The 11,622-nt window shown below is 62.3% G+C and carries 9 protein-coding genes and 1 pseudogene; 7 read left to right on the top strand and 3 right to left on the bottom strand.

The features are described from left to right. Both E5W87_RS28750 and choX read right to left on the bottom strand, forming a co-directional pair. On the bottom strand, window positions 1–535 hold a 535-nt coding region (locus tag E5W87_RS28750), incomplete at its 3' end, for an ABC transporter permease subunit (RefSeq protein ID WP_292405223.1). 124 nt (window positions 536–659) lie between these two features. Then, window positions 660–1,595 (bottom strand): choline ABC transporter substrate-binding protein, encoded by a 936-nt coding sequence (choX, locus tag E5W87_RS28745; RefSeq protein WP_292405220.1) that lies wholly within the window; start codon window positions 1,593–1,595, stop codon window positions 660–662. 266 nt (window positions 1,596–1,861) lie between these two features. Here choX and E5W87_RS28740 point away from each other — a divergent pair, with 266 nt between their 5' ends. The 3 genes from E5W87_RS28740 (at window position 1,862) to E5W87_RS28730 (ending at window position 5,316) form a co-directional block, all read left to right on the top strand. Beyond that, complete coding sequence (locus E5W87_RS28740; protein WP_292405218.1) at window positions 1,862–2,467, top strand: thymidine kinase; 606 nt, start codon at window positions 1,862–1,864, stop codon at window positions 2,465–2,467. 91 nt (window positions 2,468–2,558) lie between these two features. Then, on the top strand, window positions 2,559–3,761 hold the full coding sequence (locus tag E5W87_RS28735) for a glycosyltransferase (protein WP_292405215.1): 1,203 nt from the start codon (window positions 2,559–2,561) through the stop codon (window positions 3,759–3,761). A 187-nt stretch (window positions 3,762–3,948) separates the two neighbouring features. Then, window positions 3,949–5,316: a Mur ligase family protein gene (locus tag E5W87_RS28730; protein WP_292405212.1), complete on the top strand. Its 1,368-nt coding sequence runs from the start codon at window positions 3,949–3,951 to the stop codon at window positions 5,314–5,316. Here E5W87_RS28730 and E5W87_RS28725 read toward each other — a convergent pair. Continuing rightward, window positions 5,285–6,595, bottom strand: coding sequence for a Mur ligase family protein (locus E5W87_RS28725; protein WP_292405209.1), 1,311 nt, complete (start codon window positions 6,593–6,595; stop codon window positions 5,285–5,287). The two genes, E5W87_RS28730 and E5W87_RS28725, sit on opposite strands and share 32 nt — an antisense overlap. 263 nt (window positions 6,596–6,858) lie before the next feature. Between E5W87_RS28725 and E5W87_RS28720 the strand changes: the two genes are divergently transcribed. From E5W87_RS28720 to E5W87_RS28705, 4 genes and pseudogenes are all read left to right on the top strand, one after another. Further along, window positions 6,859–7,947, top strand: coding sequence for a hypothetical protein (locus E5W87_RS28720; RefSeq protein WP_126105239.1), 1,089 nt, complete (start codon window positions 6,859–6,861; stop codon window positions 7,945–7,947). Between the two features lie 35 nt (window positions 7,948–7,982). After that, a complete protein-coding gene (locus E5W87_RS28715; protein WP_292405205.1) occupies window positions 7,983–9,128 on the top strand; it encodes a hypothetical protein in 1,146 nt (381 codons plus the stop codon). Between the two features lie 24 nt (window positions 9,129–9,152). Continuing rightward, window positions 9,153–11,063, top strand: a complete 1,911-nt coding sequence (locus E5W87_RS28710; protein ID WP_292405202.1) for an ATP-binding protein — start codon at window positions 9,153–9,155, stop codon at window positions 11,061–11,063. Window positions 11,064–11,132: 69 nt separating this feature from the next. Then, window positions 11,133–11,548, top strand: a pseudogene (locus E5W87_RS28705) (endonuclease domain-containing protein). The last annotated feature ends 74 nt before the right edge of the window (window positions 11,549–11,622 follow it).

Here is an 11,622-nt window from a genome sequence, read left to right as displayed (position 1 = left end):
GGGTGAGACGGACCGAGGTTGGGATGACGAAGATGATGGTGACGATCAGGCCGGGCGCGTTGCCGAGCCCGAACAAGGTCAGCACCGGGATCAGGTAGACGAAGGTCGGCAGCGTCTGCATCAGGTCGAGCACCGGCAGCATGATGCGGTAGACCTTCGGCTTGTGCGCGGCCCAGATGCCGAGTGGCACGCCGATTGCCATCGAGGCAGCGGCGGCGGCAACCACCAGCACCAGCGTCTCCACCGTCTGCTTCCACAGGTTCTGGTTGAGGATGAACAGCAATCCGATGAAGACGGCGAGCGCCAGGCCCTTCGAACGCTGCAGGACATAGGCGAGCAAGGCGATCAGCGCGATGAGCAGGACGGGCGGCAACAGAAGAAGTCCGTCGACCATCCCATCGAGCAGGAAATTGAGACCGTTGGAAAAGGCCCTGAGGACGGTGTTGAAATTGTCGGTGAGGAAGGTGAAGAAGGCCTTTCCCCAAGCGCCTATGGGGATCTTGTAGCTGACCAGGAATTTGGAAATCGGATCCATCTAGCCCCTCTTCTATCGGCGCCGTCCTTGCCGGATGGTCATCTTGTCACAGGATATTAAAAAGGGCAGCCCTTTCTACCGTGGCTGCCCTCGTTTCGATGATTCCGAATTCAAGGTTATCGGCTCAGCTTCCGAGCGCGGTCTTGACCGCCGCCGCCGCGTCGCCGCCGTCGAAAGTGGTCACGCCGGCAAACCAGGGGGTGACTGCATCCAGGTGCTTCTTCAGCCAGTCGGTCGCGACCGTATTGGCGTCGCCGCCCTTCAGGATCGCGTCCATCATCTCGCCTTCCATGTCCAGATTGAACTTCAGATTGGCGATGAACTTGCCGACATTCGGGCATTCCGTCATGTAGCCCTTGCGCACGTTGGTATGCACGGTGGCGGCGCCGAAGCCGCTGTCGCCCATGCCGCCGAGATAGGCGAGTTTCATGGCCCCCATCACCGGGTGCGGCGTCCAGCCGAGGAAGGCGATCCATTCGTTGTTCTTCATCGACTGCTCGGCCTGGGTGAGCATGCCGGCCTCGGACGATTCGACCAGTTCGAAGCCTTCGAGATTGGCCGCCGGGTCCTTGATCATGTCGAGGATGATGCGGTTGCCGTCATTGCCGGCCTCGATGCCGTAGATCTTGCCGTCGAACTTGTCCTTGAACTTGCCGAGGTCGGTCAGCGTCTTGACGCCGGCGTCCGCCACATAGGTCGGTACGACGATGCCGTAACCGGCGCCGCTGAGGTTTTCGCTGACGGTCTCGACCGAGCCTTCGGCGGTGTAGTCTTTGATGTCGGCGGTCATCGACGGCATCCAGTTGCCGAGGAAGACGTCGAGGTCCTTGTTCTTCAGCGACGCGTAGGTCACCGGCACCGAAAGCTGGATCACTTGCGGCTCGTAGCCGAGCGCGGTGAGCAGCACCGAGGCGACGCCGGTCGTCGCCTGGATATCGGTCCAGCCGACATCGGAGAGACGCACCGTCTTGCAGCTTTCCGGATCGGCGGCGAAGGCTGCACTGGTGGACAGGAAAGCCGCCAGGCCAAGGCCGGCGACGAAGGAATTGAGACGCGACATCTGGATTCTCCCATTTCGATTCTTTGGCGAAGCGAAGTTACGGTTTTTATCTCCACTTTGTTTCGTCAGCCAAACACCATTCTGGTGCGGTTTCAAGCGATAAGGCAATCGCGATCAACGGCGCGGACTGGCCGATCAGCGACACGCTGCCTGCTGCTCCAGTGCTTTTCTGGTGGCCAGCCGCTTTTCCGATGAAATGCGCCTTTCTGGTGGAATACGAGGACGCCCCCTCCCCGCGCCGTGCGAACTCGGCTTAAAAGGGCGGCATGGCCAAGCTGTACTTCCACTATGCGACGATGAATGCCGGCAAGACGACGATGCTGCTGCAGGCCTCGTACAATTACCGCGAGCGCGGCATGACGACGATGCTGTTCGTCGCCGGCCACTACCGCAAGGGCGATACCGGGCTGATCTCGTCGCGCATCGGCCTGGAGACGGAGGCCGAGATGTTCCGCGACGGCGACGATCTGTTCGCCCGCGTCGCCGAGCATCACGACCATACGACGGTGCATTGCGTCTTCGTCGACGAGGCGCAGTTCCTTCAGGAGGAGCAGGCGTGGCAGCTCGCCCGCATCGCCGACCGGTTGAACATCCCGGTCATGTGCTACGGCCTGCGCACCGATTTCCAGGGCAAGCTGTTTTCCGGCTCGCGTGCGCTTCTGGCGATATCAGACGACCTGCGCGAGGTGCGTACCATCTGCCGCTGCGGCCGCAAGGCGACGATGGTTGTGCGCCTCGGCGCGGACGGCAAGGTGGCGAGACAGGGCGAACAGGTGGCGATCGGCAAGGATGTCTATGTCTCGCTCTGCCGCCGCCATTGGGAAGAGGAAATGGGCCGCGCCGCGCCCGACGATTTCATCGGCTTCACCTAGAGCGCACATGCTTTTGGGCGACATGCATTGAGCCTGACCAGCGCTATTTCGCTTTCATCGGTGCCCAGCTACGATCCAGGCGGGGGCCAAAATGAAAATTCTGCAATTCACGGTCGACTGTCCGTATCCGCCGGTTTCGGGCGCCGAAATCAGGAACGCCGCCAATGCGCGGGCGCTCACCGCGCTCGGCGAAGTTCTGACCGTGAGCTTCACCGGCGCACCGGCACCCTCCCTGCCGCCCAACATCCGGCACCGGATCATCGAGGCGGCCCGCGGTCGCGGCCCGTGGCAGAAGCGCAGCGCGCACCCGACCGTGCATATGATCCCGGCCGACGAACTGGCCGAAGCGGCCTCGATCTGGAAAAATTTCGCGCCTGACCTCGTCGTGGTCGAAGACATCGCGCTTTCGCAATTGCTGGCGTTGGCGCCGGAGCACGGCGGACGGACCGTCGTCGACCTGCACAACATCGATTCGCGCACGCTGGCGGACCGCATTGGCGCGCTGCCCCTGTGGCAGCGTCTGCGGCGTTTTCGCGAGCATCGGGCCAAGATTGCCCAGGCACGCGAAGCCGATATCCTCGCCGCGAAGGCGGCCGACCAGGTCTGGGTCTGCTCCGAAGCAGACCGGGCGACGCTGGCCCTGGGACCGGCCCCTGCCCCTGACTTCAGTGCGATCGACGTCAAGGTGATCGCCAATCCCATCCCCGACGAGACCGTGCTTTCCCTGCCGATTGCCGCCCGGCGATACCAGGAAATCCGCCTCTGCTTCATCGGCCACCTCGGCTACTTCCCCAACATCGACGCGGTCAGGCAGATCGGCCGCAAGATGGTGCCGCCCCTTGCGGCGTCCGGTCAGCCCTGGTCGATCACCGTCGCCGGCAGGAGCCCGCGCGAAATCGTGCGCCACTGCTGCGCAACGCACGGGCTCAATCTCGTCGAAAACCCGCCGCGGCTGCCGGACCTGCTGGCCGCCGCCGGCTATGCGCCGATCCCGCTCAGGTTCGGCGGCGGAACCCGCATCAAGGTGCTGGAGGCGATGGCCGCCGGACTGGTCGTCTGCGCCACGAACAAGGCTGTCGAGGGGCTCGGCCTGGAAGCAGGCACCCACTTCCTGTCCGGCCGCGATGCCGGCGAGCTTGCCGCGAAAATCGTGACCTTCGCCGCAGAGCCGCAGAAGGCCGCCGAGATGGCCGCCGCGGGGCGGGCGTTCGTGCGCGACAGGCATTCCTTCGCGGCGATCGAAAGGACGATCCTGCAGGCCGTCGACGGCCTGTCGGCGCGGCGGCCGGATTGAGCATCGGCCGTTCCGCAATCCCGCCATCATGCGGCGTTTGTTAAGGCCGGCCGCCAAGCCATAATCTCGCATTGGCAACGCCGGTGCAGACTCCCTCTGGCGCAACGTTGCAACGGGCTGCGGACAAGGTAGAAGATGAACGCCTGTCCGGTCGTCCCGCCGGGCCGCAGGGGGAAGTGTCGACAAAATGGAGCAACTTTCCGCACGAGCAAAGCGCCTGCTCGGTCTCGACCGCGCCGGGCCTTTGCGATCCAATTTACGGCGCTTGAAGGGCAAATATCGCATAGCGATGGCGCGCCTGCGCCGGCGACGAACGAAGGCCACCGTGATCGGCATCACCGGCAGTTCGGCCAAGACCACGACGGCGGAGCTCCTGGCTCATATCCTTGAAGGCAGCGGTTCCGTCCACAAATTGACGGTGAGCAACACGTTCAACCGGCTGATCGAAAAACTTTCGCACTTGCCGCGAAATTCAGCCTATGCGGTGATGGAATTAGGGGTCACCGCCAAGGGAGACATGGCGCGGATGGCTTCGGTTCTGAAACCCGACATCGCCATCATGACGCTGATTGCCGACGAGCATCACTCGGCATTCGGCGGCAGAGCTGCTGTCGCCGCGGAGAAACAGGCGCTGGTCGAGTCGCTGGCACCGGGCGGCCTCGCCATCCTGAACGTCGACGACGATCTTATCGCGGCGATGGCACTGAAGACCGCTGCGCCGTGCGTCACCTTCGGCCGCTCGGAGCGCGCCCGATACCGCGCATGCGACATCCATGCCGCCTATCCTGAGCGGCTGAGCATGACGATATACTGGCCAGGCGGCGCACTTGCGCTCAGAACACGCCTCATTGCCGAGCATTTCTGGCTTGCCGTGGCGGCAGCGGCCGCAGCGGCGCTGGAGCTCGGGGTCGATGCCAGGATCATCGGCGAAAGGGTCTCTACCTTCGAGCCGATGCCGACCCGGTGCGGCGTATGGCAGGTGCGTGGCGGGCCGACATTCTTCGTCGACACGGCGAAGACGCCATTTCATTCGCTCGGGCTGGCCTTTGACATGCTTGGGCGTGCCGATGCCGGCTACAAGCGCGTGGTGCTTGGTCATATCGCCGACTATGCAGGCAAGCCGGCAAAGGCCTATGGCAGCGCCTATCGCGCCGCGCGCGCCATTTGCGACCAGATTGTCTTCGTCGGCGAGCATGCTCATCGTTCGGGTGCGGCACAAGAGGATCGCGACAGTGGCCGCTTCCTCGAAATGCGCTCGGTCCGCCAAGTCGCCGAGCACGTCAGGGCCACGCAACGGCCGGACGAAGTCATTCTGGTCAAAGGCTCACGCAATCTGCATCTCGAACGCATAGCCCTTGCCGCAGACCACGATGTTCGCTGCTGGGAGCCGGTTTGCGGATATCCCAGAAGCTGCCTGGAGTGCGGGAAATACTTGATTCCATTCGAGCAACATCGGGAGATGCGCGCAGCCGAGAAAGATGAACTGCGGGCGGCACGAAAACGCGCGAGCCTTTGGCGGCGCTTCACGCCCTTCCCGCGTCGTCCTTCAACCTGACGGGGCCGAAGACGTCGTCCATGACCGGCTTGATGTCGCCGACATGCGCGCCGAGCACCAGCAGGAGATCGTCCGCCGTCGCGAGGCTGGCCGCCAGCCGCAGCCCTTCCTCGTAACTGCCGGCGCTGTGAATCCGGGTTTCCGCCACGCCGCAGTTCATCAGACCTGCCCTGAGCAACTCGACGATCTTGGCTGGCGGCCGTCCGCGCCGGAAGATCGGCTCTTCGTAGCATATGAAAATGTCGAACCCTGGCGTGATCGCAGCGGCGACCCGCTCGTAGTTGAACCCTGGGCGGTTGCCCCAGCAGCTGACCATGCAAAGACGCCGGCCCGAAACCGGCATTCGGGCCACGGCCGCTACCAAAGCCCGCGTGGCGGGCGGACTGTTGGCCCGGTCAACAACGATCCGGAACGGATACTGGTCAAAAATATTGAACCGGCTGGGCAAATCTTCTGCCGAATTCGACAGCGAAAGCAGCGCCTCGGCAATGACGGCCAAAGGGACGCCGAGGGTGTCGCCAAGTGCGGCCGCAGCCATTGCGTTGGCGATGTTGTGGCGCAAGGCTCCGTTCATCGAAGTAGGCAGTTGCCAGGCATCGACGACCAGATGGCGTGCGTCGCCCTGGCGGCGAACGATCCATTCACGGCCCGCCTCATGTTCGATCACGAAAGCGGCGTGACCTCCAGCAATGTGACGCCTGAGCAGATCGTCTTGTGTCTCGAAGCCGAACAGCGTGACCCGGCCTGGGCGATAGTGCTCCGCCAGCAAACGGCATGACGGGTCGTCTGCGCCAAGCACGACGCGCCGCGCGGCGTCTGTCACCTTGCGTTTCAGCCTGGCCATATCGGCTACGGTTTCGATGCCGTCCATGCCGATCTGCTCGTCCTGCACGTTGAGCAGTGCCGCCACATCGCAACGTCCGAGATAAAGCCCGCGCCGGTTAAGACCGCCGCGCGCCGTCTCCAGAACCGCGGCAGTCACGTCGGGCCTGGCGAGCACAGTGCGCGCGCCACTGTAGCCGGCACGGTCGCCACTCTGGATCATCTGTCCGCCGACATAAATGCCGTCAGTCGTCGTCAGGCCGACGACATGCCCCTGACGTTCGAGAATACGTGCCAGCATCCGGCTCGTCGTGCTCTTGCCGACGGAACCGGTGATCATGGCGACCGGCATCCCTGACCACATCAGGCCACGCACTTGCGCGCGCAGCCGCCGCCGGAATTGTTTCAGTCCATTGCCGAAGTTCAAGGCGCCGCCCAGCCAGATTCCATGCGCCATTGTCGCGTCGGCTGACCAAAAGTCCAGTGCCAGTCCGTCGACCGGCAAGAACGCGATCGGTTGCTTTGTGACGGCAGTTATGCTACTAGTTTGGGCATGGTGCTGATAGCGCCAACCACCCGCCGCCGAGGCGGGTTTTTTGTTTCAGGCTTCGGCGCCATCCTTTATCGGCCTGCTAATCTTCCGCCTTCCCTTCCCCCCATGCCACACATATATTCGCGGCGGTTCGCGACACGAAACAGATGCCGAAGCGGGAGGCCCCAATGGCGACATTGCAGAATTTCGATGCCGAAATTGCCAAGACCAAGCAGGTCGTGCAGGACATGCGCACGAAAATCGAGCAGTCCGGCACGGTGCTCGACACGCTCGCCAAGACCGACAAGAAGATCGGCGACGCCAATTTCGACCTCGAGAACGCCCGCATCGAGGATGTGCTGAAGCAGCAGAAGGTGATGGAAGGCAACATCGCCGACCTGATCATCGGGCTGGAAGACGCCACCAACGTCTTCGGCGCCGAATTCGAGAGCATGAAGAACTACACCGGCTGGGAAAGCTTCATCGGCATATTTTCCAGTCAGAGCAAGCAGCGCATGCGCACCGACCGTGTCCGCAACATGTCGCTTGCCGGCAATCTGCAGGAGCTGCTGGCGAAATCCGATACCATCGTCGGCATCCTTAAGGCGCAGAAGCAGGTTCTCGACCAGCGCTACAAGACCTCCGAGGCCAGCCTGTCGCAGGTGATCGAGCGCCGCAAGACCACCATGTCCAATCTCGAGACCGTGCAGAAACGCATCGAAGAGCTCAACCCGATGCTGCTCGACATCGAGAATAAGATCGCCGCCTCGACCAGCCAGAAGGAACGCACGCAGCTTGAAGGCGAGCGTTCGAAGCTGGCCACGGAATACAACGAAAAGCAGGCCAAGGAGCAGGAGCTGTTGGCGGAAAGCCAGACGCTGGAGCGCTACACCTCGATGTTCCAGACCTTCGTCGATTCGCTCAACAACCAGATCGCGGCGCAGTCGACGCTGATCAACAAGCTGACGATCGACACCGAGCAGCGCATCGTGCTCTACAAGGCCCTGGAAGATTCACTGAAAACCGCTGCCCAGCAGGACGTCGCCCACAAGATCAACACGCTTGGCAGCCAGGTCGACAACACCGCCGAGGAGACCATGGCTGGCATTGGTGCTGCCTCACAGAAGCACATTGGCGATCTCCTTGAAATGCACGAGAAGAACATGGTGGCGACCGCCGACATCCAGCGCCGCAAGAAGCTGGCCGACGATGCCTTTGCCCGCCGCTTCGACGACGTGCTGAAGAAGCACAATGCGGCAAATTACGTCCAGTCGTAATTGCTGCGCTCGCATCGCTCCCAAGGGCTGGCTGCATGACCCCCGAAAACGAAGCGGCAACGCGTTATTTCTCGGCGATCACGGCGGCACTCCGCGGCCTCGAAGTGTTCATGCGCGACGATCGCTCGCCGCTCTACCGGCACGGCATCGTCGCCAAGATTGTTGCTGAATACATCGCGCGGCTCGACAACTCCTTTTCCTGCTGGCGCAACCGGCTGGGTTTCATGGAGACGTTCCGCATCTCGCGCGCCGAAAGCGGCTTTCCGGTCTTCCAGAACCTGCTCGAGCTGGAGAACGACCGCCGCCAGGCCGACACGCGGCTTGCCAACATACCGCTGGCCGACGAGTTGCGCGAGGAAATGGCCGACTTCATCCTGCGTCACAAGGAATTCCCCGAGGCGCTGCAGAAGTCGATGGCCGAGCGGCTCTATCTGGAGGGCGTCAAGAGCGAGACCACCTTCGGGCCCTTCACATTGGCGCAGACGGCAAAAGTCTCGGTCAATCCGAAGACGGGGCGGCCTTACTACCTTGTCCATTGGGCAGCCTTCGACGGCAGCGCCAACCTGCCGCTGGTCTACATGGTGACGGTCGAGGATTCCTCAGAAGGGATGATCGACCAGCTGGTCGACCGCAACGGCAAGCTCAACGACAAGGTTGACATTCCGCTTCCAGTTGAAGGGCTGCTCAATCCCGAGCTTGCCCATCGCTTCGATGACTTCACCGAGAAGAATTCCGCCTACACGCTGTCGCCGGCGACGATCGCCGTCAACCTCGACAAGGATTTCGAGCCGCTCCACCCCAAGCAGCTGCGCCGCGTCGTGCTCGGTCCCTTCTATTCGGCGGGGATCACCGAGAACAATTCGACGGTGAGCGACGTTCTGGCCAAGGTGCGCAAGCCGGAAAACGCCTGGCTGCTGACCTGGACCATCCAGGAAGTCTATTCCAAGGCCGAAAAGCCAGGCCGCAAAGGTCTGTTTTCAAGCGAGAAGACGACGCAGGAATTCTTCATCGACACCGACGACCTGGAGGCCGCGCGGCAGGGCGTGTCGAGCTACGAGAACCACGCGCTGATCCCACACGAAGCCTATCAGGCGCTCTACGCCGCCGGCGAGGCGCAGAAGATCTTTTCGGGCTACAAAGTCCACATCCTGTCGAAGGGACAGGTCATCAGTGACGTCTGACCGTCAAACCGCGGAGTATCCTTTATGGACACCGGCCTGACCACGATTTCGGAAGCGGCAATCGAAAAGCACCGCGCCACCGCGCAGAGCTTCATCACCCGCATCGTCGTGCTGGAGGACCCGTCGCGGGAATCCGGGACCGCACTGGCCGGCACCAACCGCCGCTTCGTCTCGACCGTCTCGGTCGGCTCGGTCAGGCGCACGCGCGAGGTCGAGCTGTCCAAGACCGTCGCTGCCGTCCATCCCGACGACCAGTTGCTAAGCATTGCGCAGCACATGCTGCTGTTTCGCACCCGGCGCGGCCTGGCGATCGCGCTGGCCATATCGGATGTTTTCGCCGAAGGTTCCGACCTCGAAAGCCTGCAGGCAAAAAACGCCCGCGCGCCGCTGGAAGGCGACGAGGCCGCCACCTTCAAGAAGCTGCTGTCGGCCTCGGCCTATATTTCGGCCTTCAGCCTCGCCTCCTATTTGTTCCAGCTGATCGACAGCGACGGCGAGGCACCGAACGACACGCCTGAGCCGGACTTTTTGTTCGACACGCCGCAGGACGCGGTGAAGTCGCTCGTGTCCGGGCTCGACAGGGCGATATCAGGCGCGAAGGACGACGCCGACCTGATGACCCGGGCACGCGCCTTCGCCCGGATCGCCATCGACGGGCTTTTGGCGCGAAAGGGCCGCTTCGACGGCATCGGCCCGTTCGAGAACACGCATATCCGTATCGACGTCGACGACTTTACCCTGGATGGCTTCGACGTAGCGCCGGGCAAGCGATCGAAGCCGCTGGTAATGACCTTCAAGAAGCCGGAAGAGGTCGTCGGCAACCACATCGCCAAATACCAATCGGTCAAGCTGGCCAAGATGCTGATGGCTTACGATTTCGAGCGCGAGCTGAACCCGTTCGTCGAGCTCGGCGGCTTCCTGTTCACCTTCATCGGCGACGGCGCGCCCGGCACCGGCAAGACGACGCTGATCCAGATGATCGCCGGTATCGTCAGCGGTTACTGCCAGGTCGCCGGCTATCCCTTCGCCTACGAGAATTTCGGCGTCGACCAGATCTCCTCCTATCAGGGCAAATCGGGCCAGAACTGCCGCCAGTTCATCAACAATGTGTTGAACCCGCGCGTTATCGGCTTCGGCACCATCGACGATATCGACCAAGTGGCGGCACGCCGCTCCGACGATCGCGCCTCGGCCGGCCAGCAGGAAATCACTGGTGTGCTGATGGACGCGTTCGGGGGTGCCAGCACCGTGGTGCGCGGCAACTGTTCCTTCGGCATGTTCTCCAATTATCCCGAGAACGTCGACGATGCGCTGCGCCAGCGCGCCGGCGCCCGCTGGCTGGTCGACGGCCCGCAGAGCCGCGACGACTACATCGACATTTTCGTGCTGCTTGCCGGCAAGAACCACAAGATCCCGCTCGGCGACCACAAGCTCTACGCCGCCCAGGAAATCCAGCGCGCGGTGATGGAGGCCTATGAAGAGCACGAAAAGCCCAGGGAAGACGGGCTGATTAGGGTCTACGAGCGCTACATGAAGGAGAACGGAGCACCGAAGTCGATGGCCGACATCGGCACCTATCTGCACATGATCAAGGATGCCGAGCCGCGCTTCACCGGCCGCGCCATCAAGAACGTCACCGATGCGATCAAGATGCGCGCCATGGACATCGAGCTGCCGGACGAATGGTTCGAGAAGCCGGAGGTCTTCATGCACAAGGCCTACGACGACAAGAAGGCGATGATCGAGGAACTGCGCGGGCCGTTCTCGATGGACATGGTCATGCAGGAGGTCAACCGCTATGCCGACTCGGAGTTCCGCTATTCCGACAAGTCCGACGACGCGGCGGTGACCAAGATGATCCGCGACACCCGCCTGCGCGACCGCGCGATGCGCGAGATCGAGGAGATGAAGAAGAAGGGGAGTTGGGATGCGTGAGCCTGGCGCTTCTCCCTTCTCCCCGTTTACGGGGAGAAGGTGCCCGAAGGGCGGATGAGGGGCAGCGCTGTGCGAGGTGGAAACGAGCCGAAGGTGGCGAGGGCCAGGCAGCTTCGAAAAATCGAGAATGATGCCGAGGAATGGCTATGGCACGAACTGCGCGGGCGACGATTGAACGGCCACAAATTTGTTCGCCAACTACCGATCGGCCCCTATTTCGCCGACTTCGCCTGCCGCGAAGCCAATCTGGTTGTGGAAGTCGATGGAAGTCAGCACGCAAATCGATCTCAGGATCGATACAGGGATGAGATGAGACCATGAACAGGAACGGTTGGTCGGTGTTGAGGGTTTGGCACGCTGATGTCCTCACTGGCCGTAAGAGCGTACTGGATACGATCGTTGCGGCCTTGGATGGTCGGCTCAATCGGAAAATGATTGCTGTCGACGCGAAATTTTTGCCCGCTTCAACGTCAGAGAAAAGATGATGAGCGCTTGCGCTGCCCCTCATCCGCCCTTCGGGCACCTTCTCCCCGTGAACGGGGAGAAGGGTGTATGAGCC

Origin of the sequence: Mesorhizobium sp. (assembly GCF_004962925.1) — a bacterium.
GTDB lineage: Bacteria > Pseudomonadota > Alphaproteobacteria > Rhizobiales > Rhizobiaceae > Mesorhizobium.
The sequence above is the reverse complement of the archived record's forward strand: the minus strand, read 5'-3'. Positions and strand labels throughout refer to the sequence as shown.

Excerpts from the sequence above, each read along its gene's own strand:
- E5W87_RS28740 (WP_292405218.1), top strand. The coding sequence starts at position 1,862 with ATGGCCAAGCTGTACTTCCACTATGCGACGATGAATGCCGGCAAGACG.
- E5W87_RS28720 (WP_126105239.1), top strand. The coding sequence starts at position 6,859 with ATGGCGACATTGCAGAATTTCGATGCCGAAATTGCCAAGACCAAGCAG.
- E5W87_RS28735 (WP_292405215.1), top strand. The coding sequence starts at position 2,559 with ATGAAAATTCTGCAATTCACGGTCGACTGTCCGTATCCGCCGGTTTCG.
- E5W87_RS28730 (WP_292405212.1), top strand. The coding sequence starts at position 3,949 with ATGGAGCAACTTTCCGCACGAGCAAAGCGCCTGCTCGGTCTCGACCGC.
- E5W87_RS28715 (WP_292405205.1), top strand. The coding sequence starts at position 7,983 with ATGACCCCCGAAAACGAAGCGGCAACGCGTTATTTCTCGGCGATCACG.
- E5W87_RS28725 (WP_292405209.1), bottom strand. The coding sequence starts at position 6,595 with ATGGCGCATGGAATCTGGCTGGGCGGCGCCTTGAACTTCGGCAATGGA.
- choX (WP_292405220.1), bottom strand. The coding sequence starts at position 1,595 with ATGTCGCGTCTCAATTCCTTCGTCGCCGGCCTTGGCCTGGCGGCTTTC.
- E5W87_RS28710 (WP_292405202.1), top strand. The coding sequence starts at position 9,153 with ATGGACACCGGCCTGACCACGATTTCGGAAGCGGCAATCGAAAAGCAC.